The 17,387-nt window shown below is 63.3% G+C and carries 17 protein-coding genes; 8 read left to right on the top strand and 9 right to left on the bottom strand.

Features of this window, described 5'->3' with window-relative positions:
- Positions 1–56: 56 nt before the first annotated feature.
- The gene (locus P3T42_RS02225; RefSeq protein ID WP_429305062.1) at positions 57–1,259 is read right to left on the bottom strand and encodes an acyltransferase family protein; all 1,203 of its coding nucleotides are present in this window, start codon (positions 1,257–1,259) and stop codon (positions 57–59) included.
- Positions 1,260–1,506: 247 nt separating this feature from the next.
- On the opposite strand from P3T42_RS02225, the gene P3T42_RS02220 reads away from it, so the two are divergent.
- On the top strand, positions 1,507–1,662 hold the full coding sequence (locus P3T42_RS02220; RefSeq protein WP_171991691.1) for a hypothetical protein: 156 nt from the start codon (positions 1,507–1,509) through the stop codon (positions 1,660–1,662).
- A gap of 249 nt (positions 1,663–1,911) precedes the next feature.
- The gene (galU, locus tag P3T42_RS02215; RefSeq protein WP_074301606.1) at positions 1,912–2,805 is read left to right on the top strand and encodes a UTP--glucose-1-phosphate uridylyltransferase GalU; all 894 of its coding nucleotides are present in this window, start codon (positions 1,912–1,914) and stop codon (positions 2,803–2,805) included.
- Here the strand turns inward: galU and P3T42_RS02210 are convergent.
- From P3T42_RS02210 to P3T42_RS02195, 4 genes are all read right to left on the bottom strand, one after another.
- On the bottom strand, positions 2,786–3,442 hold the full coding sequence (locus tag P3T42_RS02210) for a phosphoribosyltransferase (RefSeq protein WP_429305061.1): 657 nt from the start codon (positions 3,440–3,442) through the stop codon (positions 2,786–2,788). The two genes, galU and P3T42_RS02210, sit on opposite strands and share 20 nt — an antisense overlap.
- A gap of 98 nt (positions 3,443–3,540) precedes the next feature.
- Positions 3,541–5,781, bottom strand: coding sequence for a xanthine dehydrogenase family protein molybdopterin-binding subunit (locus P3T42_RS02205; RefSeq protein ID WP_429305060.1), 2,241 nt, complete (start codon positions 5,779–5,781; stop codon positions 3,541–3,543).
- A 26-nt stretch (positions 5,782–5,807) separates the two neighbouring features.
- Positions 5,808–6,815: an FAD binding domain-containing protein gene (locus P3T42_RS02200; RefSeq protein WP_429305059.1), complete on the bottom strand. Its 1,008-nt coding sequence runs from the start codon at positions 6,813–6,815 to the stop codon at positions 5,808–5,810.
- A gap of 13 nt (positions 6,816–6,828) precedes the next feature.
- Positions 6,829–7,497, bottom strand: coding sequence for a (2Fe-2S)-binding protein (locus P3T42_RS02195; protein WP_429305058.1), 669 nt, complete (start codon positions 7,495–7,497; stop codon positions 6,829–6,831).
- On the opposite strand from P3T42_RS02195, the gene P3T42_RS02190 reads away from it, so the two are divergent.
- The gene (locus P3T42_RS02190; protein ID WP_429305057.1) at positions 7,496–7,624 is read left to right on the top strand and encodes a hypothetical protein; all 129 of its coding nucleotides are present in this window, start codon (positions 7,496–7,498) and stop codon (positions 7,622–7,624) included. The genes P3T42_RS02195 and P3T42_RS02190 overlap by 2 nt on opposite strands.
- A 53-nt stretch (positions 7,625–7,677) precedes the next feature.
- Here the strand turns inward: P3T42_RS02190 and P3T42_RS02185 are convergent, their stop codons facing one another.
- Positions 7,678–8,622: a cupin gene (locus P3T42_RS02185; protein WP_429305056.1), complete on the bottom strand. Its 945-nt coding sequence runs from the start codon at positions 8,620–8,622 to the stop codon at positions 7,678–7,680.
- A gap of 156 nt (positions 8,623–8,778) precedes the next feature.
- Entirely contained in the window at positions 8,779–9,726 is a 948-nt protein-coding gene (locus tag P3T42_RS02180) for a LysR family transcriptional regulator (RefSeq protein ID WP_074298879.1), read from the bottom strand.
- A 160-nt stretch (positions 9,727–9,886) separates the two neighbouring features.
- Here P3T42_RS02180 and P3T42_RS02175 point away from each other — a divergent pair, with 160 nt between their 5' ends.
- The gene (locus P3T42_RS02175) at positions 9,887–10,750 is read left to right on the top strand and encodes a class II aldolase/adducin family protein (RefSeq protein WP_253190171.1); all 864 of its coding nucleotides are present in this window, start codon (positions 9,887–9,889) and stop codon (positions 10,748–10,750) included.
- 10 nt (positions 10,751–10,760) lie between these two features.
- Here the strand turns inward: P3T42_RS02175 and P3T42_RS02170 are convergent, their stop codons facing one another.
- Both P3T42_RS02170 and P3T42_RS02165 read right to left on the bottom strand, forming a co-directional pair.
- Positions 10,761–11,711: a LysR substrate-binding domain-containing protein gene (locus P3T42_RS02170; RefSeq protein WP_429305055.1), complete on the bottom strand. Its 951-nt coding sequence runs from the start codon at positions 11,709–11,711 to the stop codon at positions 10,761–10,763.
- Positions 11,712–11,790: 79 nt separating this feature from the next.
- Entirely contained in the window at positions 11,791–13,083 is a 1,293-nt protein-coding gene (locus P3T42_RS02165; protein WP_429305054.1) for an MFS transporter, read from the bottom strand.
- Positions 13,084–13,413: 330 nt separating this feature from the next.
- Between P3T42_RS02165 and P3T42_RS02160 the strand changes: the two genes are divergently transcribed.
- From P3T42_RS02160 to P3T42_RS02145, 4 genes are read left to right on the top strand one after another with little or no spacing between them, the layout of a single operon-like run.
- On the top strand, positions 13,414–14,274 hold the full coding sequence (locus P3T42_RS02160; protein ID WP_429305053.1) for an ABC transporter ATP-binding protein: 861 nt from the start codon (positions 13,414–13,416) through the stop codon (positions 14,272–14,274).
- Positions 14,271–15,089 carry an ABC transporter permease gene (locus P3T42_RS02155; protein WP_429305052.1) on the top strand — a complete coding sequence of 273 codons (819 nt, stop codon included), beginning with the start codon at positions 14,271–14,273 and terminating at the stop codon, positions 15,087–15,089. The genes P3T42_RS02160 and P3T42_RS02155 overlap by 4 nt, the downstream gene beginning before the upstream one ends.
- Complete coding sequence (locus P3T42_RS02150) at positions 15,071–16,108, top strand: ABC transporter substrate-binding protein (protein WP_429305051.1); 1,038 nt, start codon at positions 15,071–15,073, stop codon at positions 16,106–16,108. The genes P3T42_RS02155 and P3T42_RS02150 overlap by 19 nt, the downstream gene beginning before the upstream one ends.
- Positions 16,105–17,385, top strand: a complete 1,281-nt coding sequence (locus P3T42_RS02145; protein ID WP_429305050.1) for an amidase — start codon at positions 16,105–16,107, stop codon at positions 17,383–17,385. Before P3T42_RS02150 ends, P3T42_RS02145 begins: the two co-directional genes overlap by 4 nt.
- Positions 17,386–17,387: the final 2 nt, after the last annotated feature.

Raw genomic sequence — 17,387 nt, 5'->3', positions numbered from 1 at the left:
CGACCCACTGTGCCGCTACGTGCGTGAACCGACGCACGCGGCGGCAGCCACGAATCTCACGCCCGCGCCGCAGCCACCCTGGCCTTGCTTTTAGGCTTAAGACTCGCCGACCACTTCATCGCCGGCAATTCAACCAGCCGATAGAACACATAAGCAACCGGCACCGCCACCAGCATGAAGCCAAACGACGGCCAGATCGACAGTTGCAGCGCCGAGCGATACAGCAGCGACGACAGCAGCACGAAGATCGGCAGATGGATCAGATAGAGCGAGAAACTGAAGTCGCCGAAGCGCGACAGCACGCGCGCCAGCGGTGTCTCGACCGAACGCCGGTCGAGCGCCCGATATAGGTAGAAAGCAAACCCCAGCGCCCACAACTGGAACGCGCCGTACTGGCCGAACCGGAACGCCACACAACCGAGCGCCACCAGCACCGCCGCGACCGCATACAGCCCGTTCGACGCACGCCGCGCGTCCTTGTCGGCGGCCTTCCGCGCCCTCACATCGGCGATCCACGCGCCGAGCGTCCACGCAAACCAGTACGACGTAAAGAACTGCAGATCGTGACGCTCCAGCACGTAGGCCGACACGATATTGACGAGCGCCACAAGCGCGAGCAGCGGCGTCATCCCCAGCCGGCGGCGCAGCGCGAACAGCAACGGGTAGATCGCATAGAACTGCACTTCGAGCGACAGCGTCCATAGCGCGCCGTTCGAGCCATACGTCTTGCCCGCCACGCCTTGCAGCGAGAACAGATTGACCAGAAACGCATGCAGGCCGATCTCACGCAGCTTGTGATTGACGGGCGGCAACTGGAAGCTGACCCAGTCGAGCGCGAACGTCAGCAGCAGCGCCGCGAGCAGGACCGGATAGATGCGTGCAAAGCGGCGTGCCCAGAAATTGACCGTGTCGAGCGTGTAGTTCGGGTTTTGGGCGAGACGAAGCGCCCCGCCGCGATGAATGCAATAGCCGCTGATCACGAAGAAGATCGGCACGCCCGCCGAGCCCCACGCGATCGGCATGGTCAGATAAGCCATGATCGAACTGAAACTCAGCGCGTGGCCCACGGTGTGATGAAAACTCTCCATGCCGACCCAGGCGACCTGGCGGCAGTGAAAATAGGCGACCAGCAGCGCGGCAAAGCCGCGCATCGCATCGATGACGTGTTCCTTGCCGGCGCTGTCCACGCGCGCGTCGCGCTGCGGGCGAGCCGAAAAGGGCAGAGATGCGCCGGTGGCATCGAATGCTGAATCGCTCATGCGCGGTCCTTTTCCAGACGGGTGAGTGGGCTGACAGCGGGCGAACGCCAATACGCGCCCACCGCCGCAGGCACATCCTAGAACAGCGCCGGATCAAAAAAATCGATAAAAAATGGAATTTCAGCAGATGAAAAAATCAAACATGTTTCTATTTGTAATGAAATGCGAAATGAGTTTTCAGGGGAATTATTTGCCGATTTTTTCGTGATAATTTAAGAGCCTGATTTTTCAGACCAGAGGTGGAGTCATGAACCTGCATGTACTCGCCGGCATCGCCGTGCTCCTGATCCTTGTCGCCGCATCGGCTTACCGTGAGGCGCTCCGCAACGAACCCATCGGCCGCTTCCGGATGACACGAGGCAAGCTGCCGCCGATCGACGAAAACGAGGAAGGCGCCGCCTGAGTCTCCGGCGACGCTTCTGCCATGCGTTAGCCGGCCCGTAAAAGTTACGGCAACCGGCGCGCTTCGCTCGTAATTGTTTCCTATGTCGCCGTGTAATGTTAATCAACGACTTCATAGATTATTTTTCAGACGAATAACTTTAATTTTGTCGAAACGTGAATTAGATTTCGACGATACCTTCAACGAAATTCATTCGGCGCCGCTCTGGCGAACCGCACACATTCATCAACCGATGTGGGAATGCATACCATGCTGAAAGTCACCAAAGCCGTGTTTCCGGTAGCAGGTCTCGGGACGCGGTTCCTGCCGGCCACCAAGGCAAGCCCGAAGGAAATGCTGCCCATCGTCGACAAGCCGCTGATCCAGTACGCCGTGGAAGAGGCGATTGCGGCCGGCATCACCGAGATGATCTTCGTCACCGGCCGCAGCAAGCGGGCCATTGAAGACCACTTCGACAAGTCGTACGAGATCGAGGCGGAACTCGAAGCGCGCGGCAAGGAGCAACTGCTGGAACTGGTGCGCGGCATCAAGCCGGCCAATGTCGACTGTTTCTACGTGCGTCAGGCGACCGCGCTCGGCCTCGGCCATGCGGTGCTGTGCGCGGAGAAACTGGTGGGCGACAGCCCGTTCGCCGTGATTCTCGCGGACGACCTGCTGCACAGCACGCAGCCGGTGATGAAACAACTGGTGGACGTGTTCAACCACTATCACAGCTCGGTGATCGGCGTGGAAACCATCGCGCGCGAGGACAGCCGCTCCTATGGCGTGGTGGACGGCCGCGAGTGGGAAGAGGATGTGATCAAGCTGTCCGGCATCATCGAAAAACCGGCGCCGGACAAGGCGCCGTCGAATCTCGGCGTGGTGGGCCGCTATGTGCTGATGCCGACCATCTTCAAGCACATCCGTGCGCTGAAGCCGGGTGCCGGCGGCGAACTGCAGTTGACCGACGCGGTGCAGTCGCTGCTCTCGGAGGAACAGGTGCTGGCCTATCGCTACTTCGGCACGCGCTTCGATTGCGGCAGCAAGCTCGGCTATCTGAAGGCGACCGTCGAGTTCGCGCTGCGCCATCCGGAAGTGAAGGCCGAGTTCGAGGAGTATTTGCAGAGCTACCTGCCGCTGCATCTCACGGCTGCGGCGGCCTGAAAGAGGCAGCGAGGAGGGCACGGACGTCGTCGTCGGTGGTTTCGTCGAAATCCTGGTAGAACTGACCGACGCTGAAAAATACCCGTGGCGTCAGCGCGCAGACGAACTCGTCGGCGGCAGCGCCGAGCCGCTGTTCGCCATCCGCCGGCGCCACTGGGAGTGCGACGACGATCCGCGCCGGCGCGCGGCTGCGCAACGCGCGCAGCGCCGCGAGCAGGGTGGCGCCGGTCGCCATGCCGTCGTCCACCACGATGGCGATCCGTCCTTCCACCGATACCGCGGGCCGTTGCTCCCGGTAGAGCGTGTCGCGCCGTGCCAGTTCGCCCTGCGCGTCGGCAAGTGCGTGCTGGAATTGCGCCTCGGTGACGTCGGCCTCGTGCATGAGCCTTCGATCGACGTACAGCGCGCCGCCGGAGGCGATCGCACCCATCGCCAGTTCCGCCTGCCACGGCACGCCGAGCTTGCGCACCAGCAACACATCGAGCGGCGCGTGCAGCGCCGCGGCCACTTCAAAACCGACCGGCACGCCACCGCGCGGCAGCGCGAGCACGATCACGTCGTCACGCTGCGCATAGCGGCGCAGATGCCGCGCGAGCGCACGGCCCGCTGCGGCACGGTTGAGGAAAATGCGTTCCATGATCGACCCCCTCACGGGTGACGTGGATAGTGTGCCACGCGCCACCCGTCATGTCCCGCTAGCAGAACGAGCGCGCCGCAAACGGCTCGCTCCGGGGACTACGCGGATACCTGGGAAGCCAGCAGGTCCTCGATACGAACCGGAAGATTGCGTACCCGCACCCCGGTTGCGTGATATACGGCGGCTGTAATGGCAGGCGCAATCCCGGCCATGCCGATTTCCCCGACCCCACGCGCGCCGAGCGGATTCAACGCGAGATCCGGATAGTCGAGGAACGTCACGTCGATCTTCGGCGCATCGGCATGCGTGGTCATCACATAGTCGGCGAGGTTGCGGTTGATCGGTGCACCGGTGCGCGTGTCGTAGTGCGTTTCTTCGAACAGCGCCATGCCGACGCCCATCACAACAGCCCCTTCGATCTGGTTGCGGGCCGTGCGCGCGTTGATGATCTGACCGCCGTCGATCACACTCACCACGCGGCTGACTCGCAACCTGGCTGTCGCCGGCTGCCAGGTGACTTCGATGAAATGCGCGCAGTACGAGTGAATCGATACTTTCGCCGCGTCGGCATCGTCCTGGCTCGCGCCGGAGTGGCCTTTTCCTACGACCATATTGATCTTTGCGGGCGCGAGAATCCGCTCGAACGGTACGCCTGCGCCAGGCGAGGTTCCTTTCCGGTAGACCATGCCGCGCTCGAACGCGAGTTCGGTGACCGGCTGGCCGTTGAACGGCGAATTGTCCGCCTGGGCCGCGGCGACCAGAAGCTGCTGGATCGCCGTCTGCGCCGCCTGGGTCACCGCCGGAACCAGCGACGCGGTAACCATGGAGCCGCCGGACAGCGGTCCAGGCGGCAAGCGGGTGTCGCCGATCACCACGGCGATCCGCTCGAGCGGGATGCCCGTCAGGTTAGCCACCATCTGCGCCAGGATCGTATACGTTCCGGTGCCGATGTCCTGGGTCGCGGTCGACACGCGCGCGGTTGCATCGGCATGAAGTTCGACGATGATTTCCGTCGCGAGGCGTCGCGCGGCCCACGACCCCGCCGCTACGCCCCAGCCCACCACCAGGCCGTCGCGACGCATGGAGCCAACTTCCGGCGTGCGTTGCGGCCAGCCGAATTGTTCGGCGCCGAGTGTGAGGCACTCCTTAAGGTGCCGCGAAGAAAACGGCACGTTCAGGCCTTCGTCGATCGCGGGCTCGTTGATCAGGCGTAAGCGGACCGGATCCATGTTGAGCTGGATGGCGAGTTCGTCGACCGCCGACTCGATCGCGAACAGTCCGGGAACGGCGCCGGGCCCGCGCATCGATGTACTGGGCGCGACATCCCGGCGTGCGTACGCCGCCGTCGCACGCAGGTTAGGCGAGCTGTACAGATAGCCGGTTGTCTCGCCACAGTTCTCCTTACGCGTTTCCTTGCGTGCGGTCTGGTAGACGTAGTCCTGCTGGAGCGAGGTGAAACGCCCGTCGGGCGTTGCCGACAGGCGCATGCGTTGCTGCGTGCTGGTGCGGTGGCCGACGTTGTGAAACATCATCTCGCGGGTCACCACCAGTTTGACGGGCCGCATCAGGTTGCGGGCCGCGGCGCCGGCGAGTAACGAGTGGGACCACGGAAACAGCTTGCCGCCGAATCCAGACCCCAGGTATTTCATGATCACACGCACCTGGTCTTGCGACACGCCGAGCATCTGCGCCATCACGAGGCGCTGGTTGACGATCGATTGCGAGGTTTCGTAGAAGGTGTAGTTCGTGCCGTCGAACGCGGCCACCGTCGCATGCAATTCGATCGGATTGTGCGTTTCGATGGGCGTCGTGTAGGTCTGGTCCAGCTTCTGCGCATCAGGCGTGGCCGCGAACGCGCTATCCGCGTCGCCGCGTTGCGTGTCGACGCTCGGGGTCTGCTCTGCCGACATCTCGCTGCGGACGTCGGGACGGCTCGATGCATACGCTACCTTTACCGCTCGCACCGCCGCGCTTGCCTGTTCGAAGGTATCGGCCACGACGACACCGATGTACTGGCCGTAGTAGTAAATATTGTCGTCGTCGAACGGCGGGCGCTTTTCGTCGATCCGGGTGTCGACGGCAAAACCGACGCGATAGAACTTGCCGATGTTCTCGCGTGTGAAGACCGCCCGGACTCCCGGCATGCCTGCGGCCGCCGCTGTGTCCAGACGGGTGATGCGCCCCTTGGCGATCGTGGCGCAAACCGGCACCGCGTAAAGCATCCCCGGCAGGTTGAAATCCGAGGTGTAGGTTGCCGTGCCGCTGACTTTGAGCGGTCCGTCAATTCGAGTGAAGTCGCCGCCGATCATCGGCTGCGTTTTGTTGCTGGCTAATTGCATATTCTCTCCGCGTCACGACCGTTGCGTCAGGCAGTCTGTGTGGCTTGTGTGAGTGCGTGCTGGATGCAGCGCCGCGCGAGTTCAACCTTAAAGCCGTTTTGACTCTGGACCCGCGCCGACTGCAGCGCCGCTTCGGCTGCGGCCCGGAACGCGGCGGCGTCCGGGGTCCGGCCGAGCAACTGGGCCTCGGCCTCTTTCGAGCGCCACGGTTTGACGCCGACGCCGCCCAGTGCGACCCGGATGTGATCGATCCTGCCCGACGAGACCCTCATGACGACGGCAGCCGAGGCCAGCGCGAATTCATACGACGCGCGGTCGCGTAGCTTGAGATAGACACTGCGATTGCCGGGCACCGGCGCGGGGAGCGTCACATGGGTAATGAGCTCGCCGGGATTGAGCGTGGTTTCGCGGTGAGGCGTGCTTCCCGGCAGCAGGAAGAAATCGTCAATGGCGATGTCTCGCTGGCCCTGCGCGCTTTCGACGTGGATCGTGGCTTCGAGTGCCGTCATCGCGACGCTCATGTCCGAAGGGTTGGTCGCAATGCAGTGCTCGCTGGTCCCCAGGATAGCCAGGTTGCGGTTATAGCCGTCGATCGCGGAACAGCCCGTGCCGGGTTCGCGCTTGTTGCACGGCATGACGGGGTCGCGAAAGTAGACACAACGGGTACGCTGCAGGAGATTGCCGCCGGTGGTCGCCATGTTGCGCAACTGGGCCGATGCGCCGGATAGCAACGCCTGCGACAGCACCGGATAGTGGCGCTTGATCAGCGGATGATTGGCGAGATCGGCATTGCGTACGGTGGCGCCTATTGTGACGCCGCCGTCGCTGCTGGTCTCGACCTGATCGAGCGGCAGGCAATGGATGTCGATCACCTGGGTGGGGCGCTCGACGTCGAGCTTCATCAGATCGAGGAGTGTCGTCCCACCCGCGAGGAAGCGGATCGACGCGCCGTTGGCTTCACCGTGAGCGGCGGTCTGCGCGAAGTCGATCGCTTGTCCGACGTTGGAGGCGCGCTTGAGCTGAAAGGGTTCCATGCGTAGGCTCCGCTTAGACTTTGCGACGAATTTGCTGGATCGCGGAGACGATGTTCGAATAGGCGCCACAGCGGCAGATATTCCCGCTCATGGCTTCCTTGACGTCGTCGTCGCTGTGACCGTAGGGCTCGTGGAGGAGGGCGACGGCCGACATGATCTGGCCTGACGTGCAGTACCCGCACTGGAAGCCGTCGTGTTCGACGAAGGCTGCCTGCATCGGATGCAGCGCGCCCGGCTTGCCGATCCCTTCAATGGTCGTGATCGCCTCACCCTCGTGGGTGGCGGCAAGGCTCAGGCAGGAGTTCACCCGCCTGCCGTCGACATGGACCGTACACGCGCCGCACTGGCCGTGATCGCAACCCTTCTTGGTGCCGGTCAGGTGCACATGCTCGCGCAGGCAGTCGAGGAGGGTGGTGCGTGGATCGATATCGAGGTCGTAGTTCGTGCCGTTGATATTCAAGCGGATCTGCATGGTGGCACGATCGGCTGATGCGTTCGACGCAGCCGGCGCTTCCTGGGGCGCGACATCGGTATCCGCGAGTGCGACCGAATGAAGCTGCCCGGTGCCGATGGCGACGCCGGCAGCACCTACGCGGGTCAGGAACGAACGCCGCGTCGGACGTTCGGGTGACGACGCGGGATCTTCTTCGCTGGTGTCCGGTGTCTGGGACTCTGTGGTCATGAATCTGATTCTCCGCTGCGGCATGGATCAAGGGGAGGCGGATGCCGCTTTGGAGTTCGGCATCCGTTATGTCAATCATACAAAGGTGGAGTGGCGCGAAAATGGCCGCCGGCTGGCGGTTAGATGAAACATCGCGTTTATGGCCCACATGTGGGGCAGGTGCAGGCGATTGCTTCGGCCTTAATGAGCGAAGCGGATGTCGAGCGTGCGCAGCCAGGTCTGCAAGCCGGCATCCTGAATCGGAATCACATAAGCGTTCTGGTTCGATTCGTTGAAATGCGCGTGCCAGTATCCGGGAGGGGTCACGAACGCCATGCCGGCTTCCCAATCCACGCGCGTCGGATGCACGATATTGCCGTTCTCGTCCAGTTCGGTGCCGACCAGCGTATAGACGCCGGAGGCGCAGCCGGCGATGAAGTCGAGTGCGATCGACTGGTGGCGGTGCGGCTTTTGCATGGAGTGAGGCGGCACGATGCCGAACATGGCCCACAGCACATGCGTGACGGTGCGCGTTTGCGGGAAGTTGGCGTTGCCCATCAGCACGCTGATGCGGTTGCGGCGCCCCGCGTTGGCGTCGTCCGCGACCTTGCGCAATTCCGCCTGCGCCTCAGCCGCCGGATAGAGCGTCGGCGCAAAGCGCGCCCGCACGCCGGTCGTGCCCAGATAGGTGAGCAGCGGTGCGTCGTTGACGTAGTAGAGCGTGGCCGTTGCGTCGGCGGACAGCACCGCGTCGGCGCCGCCCGGCAGCGTGAAGAAGTCGCCCTGCGCGAACGGGAAGCGGCTCGTGCCCTGGGTCACGCTGCCGCTCCCGCTGACAACGTAGCAAACCTGCGAGGTCGCGTTCGGCGCGAGCGTCAATGCGTCGCCTGCGGCGATGCGCAGAAAATTGGCGCTCAGGCCGGGACCGGTCGCGGGGCCTGGGCAACCCAGTTCCGCGGAGAGATCGAGCGGTACGACGCGAGTGGGTCCCTCTGCGTACAGCGAAGGCGGGAAATTGCGGAACGGCACGCGCGAGATCAGCTTCGCGCCGATCGGATTGGCGGACGACGTGTACTCGAAGTATTGGGCGTCATGGGTAGCGGCGGGGGTGTCGTCAACCGCCGGGGAGGTCGTTCTGGTCAGCATGGTCTGCTCCTGAAAGTGAGGGACGCTTCGCGCAGGTTGCATCGTGAGATGTGGCATGCGTTCGAAAGCTGGTCTGACTATAGGTGCGGGTCACTGACAGCAGAAGTGCCGGGTATCGAAATCAGCTTTGCGCAAAAGGGAGTGCCGTGCCGGCTCTCATGCGTGCTTTGAGATGCCGTCGTCCCAGTACGGTGGCTCGCCGATCACCTCCGCAAAGAAGTCGACAAACGAGCGTACCTTCGACGACACGATCTTCTTCGGCGGATAGACCGCCCAGATGGCCGGTTCGGCCTTGCCGGTGCGCGCCTCCCATTCGGGGAGGGCGTGGAGCAGGCGTCCCTCGCGTAGCGCGGTGCCCGCGAGCCAGGTGGGCAGGAGCGCGATGCCGCATCCCGCCAGCGCGAGGTCGAGCACCGCCTCGGAGTCGTTGGCGCGCAAGCGGCCTTTCAATTCGACGGGTGTCTGTTCCAGGGCCGCTTTGGTCTTTCCCGCACGGGTGAAAAGCCATTTGTCGCCGGGCAGCAGCGACAGGCGCAACGACTCATGAGCTTCGAGATCGGCCGGCACGGAGGGCATGCCGTTGCGGTCGAAATAATTCGGGCTGCCGCAGACGATCCGTCGATGCGGGGCAAGACGTTTAGCCATCAAGGAAGAATCGGACAAGACCCCGATACGAATGGCCGCGTCAATCCCGGCATCGATCATGTTCACGGTCTCGTCGGTCAGCACGAGGTCGAGGTCGATGTCCGGGTACCGGGTCATGAAGGCGGGAAGGTGCGGCACCACGTGCCGGCGTCCGAAGGCGGATGGCAGGGTCACGCGCAGCAGGCCCTGCGGCGAGCTATTGAGCGACGAGGTGGCCTGGCGGGCGTCATCGAGTGCCTCGAGCGCCAGGATCGCGCGCTCGCGAAATACCCGGCCGCCCTCGGTCAGCACGAGACCGCGTGTCGAGCGATTGAAGAGGGCGATGCCCAGATCTTTTTCTAGGTCGCTCACATATCGCGAGATGGTTGAAGTCTTCACGGTCATCTCGCGTGCCGCTTTGCTGAAGCTCTGCAGTTCCGCTGCACGAACGAAAGCGTGTACCGCCGAAAAATAGTCCATTTTTTGCGTGAGTCGATCTGCCTGAGCCTTTAGTGTACCGGTACGGCACAGGCGGTTGACGAACCTTTGCGAAAGCGACCCGTTACGCAAAACAGTTGTGCGTAAAAGGGCCTACGTCATTCGCTGTGAGCGCAAGAAGCAATCCTGTGAGAAATCGTCGATGGACCGTGTCCCCGGCACGGAAGAAAATCAAGGCTCGATCAGCACGAAGGAGCGTGTCATGGGCCATGCGGAAGTCCGCGAGTTGCAGATTCCCAAACCGATCGGCGGACGTTTGCCGGTGCCGCCGGTATTCGCAAGCTTCGACGCAGAACGCCAGCATCGCAAACTCAAACTCGCTGCGGCGTTTCGCCTCTTCGCGCGCTTCGGGCTTGCCGAGGGCATAGCAGGACATATCACGGTGCGTGATCCGGAGTTTCACGACCGGTTCTGGGTCAATCCGTACGCACAGCATTTTTCCTCGATTCACCCCGACGATCTCGTGTGCATCGACGAGGATGCCAACATCTATCATGGGAGCGCGCCGGTCAACGCCGCGGCGGCAGCGATTCATTGCGGGATCCACGGCGCGAATCCCGATGTCGTTGCCGCGGCGCATACGCATACGACCTTCGGCCGCGCCTTCTCGGCGCGCCCGAGGTTGCTGGCGCCACTCAATCAGGAGGCTTGTCTCTTCTATGACGATCACGTGCTGTTTCGCGGCGACGTCGTCGTGCTCGCCACAGAAGAGGGCCGCCGGATTGCCGAGACCATGGGCACAAAACGCGCCGCCGTGTTGCTCAATCATGGCCTGCTGACGGTCGGTTCATCGGTCGACGCCGCGGCATACCGCTTCATCGCCATGGAGCGTTGCTGCCAGGTGCAGCTACTGGCCGAAGCGGCCGGCCCGATCGAGCCGTTATCCGATGAGGCAGCGAGGACGACGCGCGCACAACTCGGCTCGGACTATGTCGCGTGGCTGAACTTCCAGGGGCTTTATCAACAACTCCTGCGCGACAGCCCCGATCTGCGCGAACTCGCCTGAAACCGGGTGCTCAGTTCGGCGCAAGCGTCGCTTCGACGGCTGCCGTGTGGTCGCGGCGGCAGCCGTCGCGATAGTCGCGAACGGCTGCGCTCAGCCATCGATCGAAGCGTTGAAGCGGCTCCCAGTCGCGTTTTTGCTCCGGAAACGAGTAGTAGACGGTCTCCGGATTCGGAATCGAGTGAGGGTGCACCTGAATCAGCGCGCCGCTCTGCAACTCCCGTTCGATCAGGATGCGCGGAAGCAGGGCCACACCCAGTCCGGAAATCGCCGCGTTGATGGCCATGATGAACATGTCGTAGTGCTGGTTCGACGTGCTGGGTTCGATGACCTTCGAACAGGCCGTCTCGGACCAGGCAAGCCACGCGCGCGGAAGATCGCGGGTGTGGATCCACGGCAGCGCGCTGATTCCTTCCGCGCTCAAGCTATCGCGCCGACCGATCAACGCGGGTGCACAGACCGCCAGAATCCTGTCGTCGTTGACGAGCGGCTGTCCCGGCATCGCGGGCCACAGGCTCTGCGCAAAATAGATCGCGGCGTCGAAGCTGGAATTGTCGAAGAAGGTGGGCTGGTCGCGGCCCATGATGTGCAACTGCAGATCCGGATTGAGCTCGTAGAAGTCGTGCAGGCGCGGAATCAGCCATTGCGAGGCGAACGTCACACCGACGGCCAACTGGATTTTGACTTCGCTTTGCTGGCGGACCAGTTCGAGCGTATCGCGGCGAATCTGGTCGAGATGGACGCGAATCCGCCGCGCGTACTCCGCACCCGCCGCAGACAGTACCAGCCGCTGGCGCACCCGCTCGAACAGCGTGATGCCCAGATGCGCCTCGAGTTCGTTGACCTTCTTGCAGACGGCGCCATGCGTCTGCGACAGTTCGACAGCGGCTTTCGAAAAACTTTCATGTCGCGCCGCTGCTTCGAAAGCCTGCAGGGCGCTGAGACTGGGGACACCGCGGCGCATCGATAATCCTGGCTGGCGAAAGGAAATGGCAATGGATGCGTCGATCATAGCCCTTCGTACGAGGCGGCGCTGGCGGCGCTCATTCGCTGGCGAGTCGAGGCTGGCCGACCGCGCGCCAACGGGTCTCGAGCAGGAAGACCACGATCGACGCGAGCACCATCGTCGCTGCAATGCCGATAAACGCGAGCACGAAGGTGCCGGTTGCATCCTTCACCCAGCCAATAAAATAAGGCAGCAAAAATCCCGACGACACCCCGATACTCGTGATCAACGCGATGCCGGCCGCTGCGGCACGATCGGTGAGGATGCGGCTCGGCAACTGCCAGAAGGTCGTGATGCTGCAAAAGCACGCTGAGGCGCCGATCGAGAGCGCGACGATCGACTGGTAGGGGGACTTCAGCAGCAGGGCGACCGAAAGCGCGGCCGCGCACACCAGCAGCGGGCCCGCCACGTGCCAGGCGCCGACGTTGTGGCGGCTGACCAGACGGCCCCAGATCAGCGTCGCGATGACGGCAACGCCGAATGGAACCGCCGTGATGAGCCCGATATCCGTGAGGCTGTAAGTCACGCCAAAAGTATGTTCAAACGTCTTGACCACTTGCGGCAGGAAATAGAGCAAACCGATGATGCCGGCATTGGTGCCGAAATAGACGGTACCGAGCGCCCAGACCTTCGGATTGCCAAGCGCTCGCCATGCGCTGGCCGGTGAGGTGACGGCCGCTGCCTGAGCCTGTTCGACCGCGAGTGCGGCGGCGATTTCAGCCTTTTCCGTCGTAGACAACCAGCGCGCGCGGGAAGGGCTGTCCGCCATCCAGAACCAGGCGACCACGCCGAGGACGAGCGCGGGCACGCCCTCCAGCAGGATCATCGCGCGCCAGCCGGTCACCCCGAATACATTCGCATGCGCCATCAGCCATGTAGAAACGGGTGCGCCTAGCACGCCGGTAAGAGGGATAGCCGTCACGAACAGCGACATCATCCAGACGCGATTGCGCGCGGGCATCCACAGCGTGAGGTAGTACACCATGCCCGGAAACAGCCCCGCCTCGAACGCGCCAAGACAGAAGCGGGCGATATAGAGCCAGCGGGAGTCGGGAACGAAGCTGGTCAGCGAAGACAGCAGACCCCAGCTCAACAGGATGCGCGCCATCCAGCGCCGCGCGCCGAACCGATGCATGCACAGGTTGCTCGGGACTTCGAACAGGATGTAGCCAAGAAAAAACAGGCTTGCCGCGAAACCGTATTGCGCCGCCGTCATGTGGAGCTCGGCGTTCATGGTCAGCGCGGCATAGCCGATGTTGGCGCGATCAAGCTGGTTCGCGATGTACATCACGATCATGAGTGGGGCGAGCCGCCAGGCGATCCGTTTCATCAACCGATCGGAAATCGCGGGTTTGAGCGCGCCAATGTCCATGGTTCCCCCAGATTTACGCGTTACGGAATGCTCTCGCAGTCGATTAAGCGCTCTGGCCGTGTGGACGACAATGGACGAAAAATATTGACTTTGTGAGCAAACGTCACAGCTTGAGGCCGGGGCCCGAGCCGGGTTCGCTTCGCGCGCGGCGCTGCGCGTTATGTAAAGGGAGGCGCGCTCGGGAGGGCCTGCGGATTTTTTATGGCGAGTTGTGAAGCGTTTTTTTTTCGCTCACTGTGCATTGTGCACAATGCATTGGCGGCACTGTGCCATTTCCTGGGTATGCCAATGAACACATCGAACACAGTGATGCCGCAGGGAGTCGAACGGAACGCTTCGGCAGACGATCTCAAGCCGGGCGCGCGCTTGACGGTTGCGGGGCTGAACCATGGCTTCGAGACCGACGACGGTGTGCGAACGACCCTCTTCGCCGGGCTGAATTTCAGCGTCGGCGCAGGGGAGATCGTGTCCATCGTCGGTCGCAGCGGCGCGGGCAAAAGCACGCTGTTCAACCTGATCTCGGGCTTGCTCAGTCCGCAGGCCGGCCGCATCGAAGTAGGCCGCCGCAGCGACGGCGCAGCGGGCCGCATCGCCTACATGCTGCAGAAAGACCTGCTGATGCCGTGGCGCTCGGTGCTGCACAACGCGTTGCTAGGCATCGAGCTTTACAGGAAGGTGACGCGCGCCGATGTCGAGCGCGCCCGCGACATGCTGGCACGCTATGGCCTCGCGCCGGTAATCGACGCCTATCCGCATGCGTTGTCCGGCGGCATGCGGCAGCGGGTTGCACTGACGCGTACGTTGCTCGTCGATCCCACGCTGGTGCTGCTCGACGAACCGTTCTCGGCACTCGACTACGAGACGCGCCTCGCGCTCGAGGACGACGTGATGCTGTTGCGTGAAAGTACCGGGACGAGTGTCGTACTGGTCACGCACGATATCGAAGAGGCGATCGCGATGAGCGATTGCGTGATGCTGCTCGGCGGCCGCCCGGCCCGCATCGAAGACAGGGTGGAGGTCAGGCTTTCCACGCAAGGTCCCCGCAATGCCGTATCGGCGCGCGAGGCGCCGGAATTCCGTACCTTGCATAAACGGATCTGGGACGGTCTGCGCAGCAATAGCATCCACCATGCCGGAGCCTCGACATGAGCGACGCGGTTTTCCCGGCAGTCTCGCCGCAGCGGAGTGCACGCGTGCGGCGTTTGCAAGGCAGGGCGGCGACGGGTGCGGTCGTTACCCTGATCACGGTGGCGCTGGTCGTTCTCTGGCAGGTGGCGGCCGGACGCGCGTGGATCAACGGCCAGTTGTTCGGCTCGCCGTTGGGCATCTACAAGGCTGCGGCCGTAGGGCTGACGCAGGGCAACCTGGTGACGGATACGTTGACGACCTTGTACGAGACCGTGCTCGGCCTCGTGATCGGCAGCGGACTGGGGATCGGACTCGGTCTGCTGCTCTGGTTCGTGCCGCGTGTAGCCGGCGTGACCGAAGGGTTCGCGGTGATACTGAACAGTATTCCCAAGATTGCGCTCGGCCCGCTGATCGTCATCTGGTTCGGTTCGGACATGACGTCGAAAGTCTGGCTCGCCGGCATTTCCACTTTTGCAGTGGCGATGATCTCGTCCTGCGCGGCGGCGAAGGAGGTCGACCGCGACCTGTTGAATCTGTTTCTTTCGTTCAAGGCCAAGCCCGGCATGATCTTTCGCAAGCTGATCGTACCGGGCGCGCTGCCATGGATCTTCTCCACGCTGCGCGTCAACATCGGCTTCGCGTTGATCGGCGCCGTCGTGGGTGAATATATCGCCTCCCAATCCGGGCTGGGTCACGAAGTGTTCGTTGCCGGCTCGCTCTTCGACCTCAATACGGTCTGGCTCGGCATCATGATTCTGACGTTGATGGCGACACTGCTGACCGGAATCGTTCAACTCGCGGAAAGCCGGATCATTTCATGGAAAACCAAACGATGAATCAGCCGCTCACCTCCCTGCAAGGCCAGGCGTCGCGCCACAGGTTTCTCGCCAGCCGGTTCGTGCAGGCCTGCGCGGCCGGCATCCTGCTCGCGACCACAGCGACCCAGTCTGCGTGGGCGGCGCCGGAGAAGGTGGTCGTCTACCAGGCGTTCCAGTCGATCCAGTATCTGCCGCTCTATGTTGCAATCGATAAAGGCCTGTTCGCGCAAAACGGTCTCGACGTGCAGAAGGTGACAGCGGGCAGCGGTGCGCAGGGCGTTGCCGCGGTGATCGGCGGACACGCCGATTTTTCGCTGCAGGATCCGATGACCGCCGTGCTGGCCAATCTGAAGGGCGCCACGCTCGTCAACGTGGCGAACGTCGTCTCAGGCGTGCCGGTGTGGATCGTGACGCCGCCCGATTCCGGGCTCAAGAGCCAGGCCGATCTGGCGGGCAAGACCGTGTCGGCGGCGCTGCCCCCGTCTACCAGCACGTATCTGCTGCAGCGCTTGATCAAGCAGGAGAATATTGCCGGCGTGAATCTGAATACGGTGCAGATCGGCACCGAGCTGGCGCCGGTCGCCGCAGGCCGTGCAGTGGCCGCCGCGCTTTATGAGCCGCAAGCCGACCAGGGCATCGCATCCGGCTACAAGATTCTCTATGCGTTTCCCAAGAGCTATCCCGGCGGCTACGCCTTCTCGACGATGGATACGCTGGCGTCGACCATCAAGTCGCGGCCCGCGATGGTCGCGGCGTTCGTGAAGTCCGTCGCGCAGGCCGAAGCGCTGATCCAGCAGTCGCCGGATACCGCCAAGGCCGTGGCCGTCGCGGAGTTTCCCACCCTCGACAGGAAAATCGTCGAGACCGCGGTGGGCCGTTTGATCGACCAGAAGATCTACGCCACGACGCCCGATATTTCCGAGCAGGCGTTTCGCAATGCGCTGGACCTTCAGGAGTATGTCGGCAATATCAAGCCGGGCAGCGTGACGTACAACAGCGCGGTAGACGATTCCTTTGCCAAGGCCAGCGCGAAATGAGCGAGACAACCGCTTCACTCGTGGCCGACCTGATCGCGAGCCGTGGCGATGAGACGATCTGCCGTGCGCGGCTCGAAGCCGCCCAGACACGGGCGCAAGACTGCGAGCCTTGGTTAAAGGCCTTCGTCTACCGGCCCGACACCTTTGAGACCCGGGACGCGGTGAGCCGGCCGCTGGCGGGTTTGCCGATCGGCGTCAAGGATCTGATCGCGACGCACGACATGCCCACGACCTATGGTTCGCCCATTTACGCGGGCTTCAGGCCCGCTGAAGACGCGTGGATCGTCGAACGGATACGGCACTTCGGCGGCGTCGTGTTCGGCAAGACCGTGACGACCGAGTTTGCATGGCGTGAACCGGGGCCGACCGTCAATCCGTGGAACCGGCTTCATACCCCTGGCGGTTCTTCGAGCGGGTCGGCGGCGGCGGTCGGGGCCGGCATCCTGCCGCTGGCGGTCGGCACCCAGACGGTGGGTTCCGTGATCCGGCCCGCGGCGTTCTGCGGCGTGGTCGGCTATAAGCCCACGCATGGCAGGATACCTTCGGCCGGCGTGAATCCGCTGGCGCCTTCTCTCGATCATGTCGGCTTCTTTGCCCAGACCGTGGAGGGCGCGGCACTCTGTCATGCGTTGTTCGTCGACGCGAAGCCCGAGGCGATCGCGGATCTCGATGCATGGGGCGCGTACTTTCCGGTGCGGTGTCCGCAAAAGCTGGGCGTGGTTCGCACGCCTTTCTGGGACCGTGTGACAGGCGAACAGAAGGCCAATTTCGACGCGACGCTCATGCGCCTCGCGGCCGCCGGCGCGACGCTCGTGGAACTCGATCCGTTCGACGACATGCCGTCTATCCTCGACGCGTTGCAAACTATCCTGCAGGTCGAAGCGGCGCGCGCCATCGGACCTGTAGCGGCGGAGCACCCCGACAGGATCAGCCGGCACATGTCGGTGCTGACGGCGGCGGGCGCGGCGCTTGCGCCCGCGAAGTACGACGCGGCGTTGGCGTTGCAAGCTCGGCTGCGCGGCGAATTCGACGGCTTCATCGACGGCTGCGATGCGCTCGTGACCGTACCGGCGGTGGGGCAGGCGCCCGAGGGGCTGGCCGACACCGGGGACGCCACTTTCTGCGCGCCGTGGAGTTTTCTCGGTGTGCCTGCTGTCACGGTGCCGTCGGGTCAATCGCAAGACGGACTGCCGTTAGGCTTCCAGGTGGTCGGTCGACATGACGGCGATCTGCGGACCCTGCAAACAGCGGCATGGATCGAGGCCGCATTGAGGTAGGC

The organism is Paraburkholderia sp. GAS38 (assembly GCF_050434965.1).
Classification (GTDB): Bacteria; Pseudomonadota; Gammaproteobacteria; order Burkholderiales; family Burkholderiaceae; genus Paraburkholderia; species Paraburkholderia phenazinium_A.
The sequence above is the reverse complement of the archived record's forward strand: the minus strand, read 5'-3'. Positions and strand labels throughout refer to the sequence as shown.

Coding starts and splice junctions, on each gene's coding strand:
- P3T42_RS02205 (WP_429305060.1), bottom strand. CDS start 5,781: ATGCAATTAGCCAGCAACAAAACGCAGCCGATGATCGGCGGCGACTTC.
- P3T42_RS02145 (WP_429305050.1), top strand. CDS start 16,105: ATGAGCGAGACAACCGCTTCACTCGTGGCCGACCTGATCGCGAGCCGT.
- P3T42_RS02180 (WP_074298879.1), bottom strand. CDS start 9,726: ATGGACTATTTTTCGGCGGTACACGCTTTCGTTCGTGCAGCGGAACTG.
- P3T42_RS02195 (WP_429305058.1), bottom strand. CDS start 7,497: ATGACCACAGAGTCCCAGACACCGGACACCAGCGAAGAAGATCCCGCG.
- P3T42_RS02200 (WP_429305059.1), bottom strand. CDS start 6,815: ATGGAACCCTTTCAGCTCAAGCGCGCCTCCAACGTCGGACAAGCGATC.
- P3T42_RS02160 (WP_429305053.1), top strand. CDS start 13,414: ATGAACACATCGAACACAGTGATGCCGCAGGGAGTCGAACGGAACGCT.
- P3T42_RS02210 (WP_429305061.1), bottom strand. CDS start 3,442: ATGGAACGCATTTTCCTCAACCGTGCCGCAGCGGGCCGTGCGCTCGCG.
- P3T42_RS02190 (WP_429305057.1), top strand. CDS start 7,496: ATGAATCTGATTCTCCGCTGCGGCATGGATCAAGGGGAGGCGGATGCC.
- P3T42_RS02220 (WP_171991691.1), top strand. CDS start 1,507: ATGAACCTGCATGTACTCGCCGGCATCGCCGTGCTCCTGATCCTTGTC.
- P3T42_RS02150 (WP_429305051.1), top strand. CDS start 15,071: ATGGAAAACCAAACGATGAATCAGCCGCTCACCTCCCTGCAAGGCCAG.
- P3T42_RS02225 (WP_429305062.1), bottom strand. CDS start 1,259: ATGAGCGATTCAGCATTCGATGCCACCGGCGCATCTCTGCCCTTTTCG.
- P3T42_RS02185 (WP_429305056.1), bottom strand. CDS start 8,622: ATGCTGACCAGAACGACCTCCCCGGCGGTTGACGACACCCCCGCCGCT.
- P3T42_RS02175 (WP_253190171.1), top strand. CDS start 9,887: ATGGACCGTGTCCCCGGCACGGAAGAAAATCAAGGCTCGATCAGCACG.
- galU (WP_074301606.1), top strand. CDS start 1,912: ATGCTGAAAGTCACCAAAGCCGTGTTTCCGGTAGCAGGTCTCGGGACG.
- P3T42_RS02155 (WP_429305052.1), top strand. CDS start 14,271: ATGAGCGACGCGGTTTTCCCGGCAGTCTCGCCGCAGCGGAGTGCACGC.
- P3T42_RS02165 (WP_429305054.1), bottom strand. CDS start 13,083: ATGAAACGGATCGCCTGGCGGCTCGCCCCACTCATGATCGTGATGTAC.
- P3T42_RS02170 (WP_429305055.1), bottom strand. CDS start 11,711: ATGCGCCGCGGTGTCCCCAGTCTCAGCGCCCTGCAGGCTTTCGAAGCA.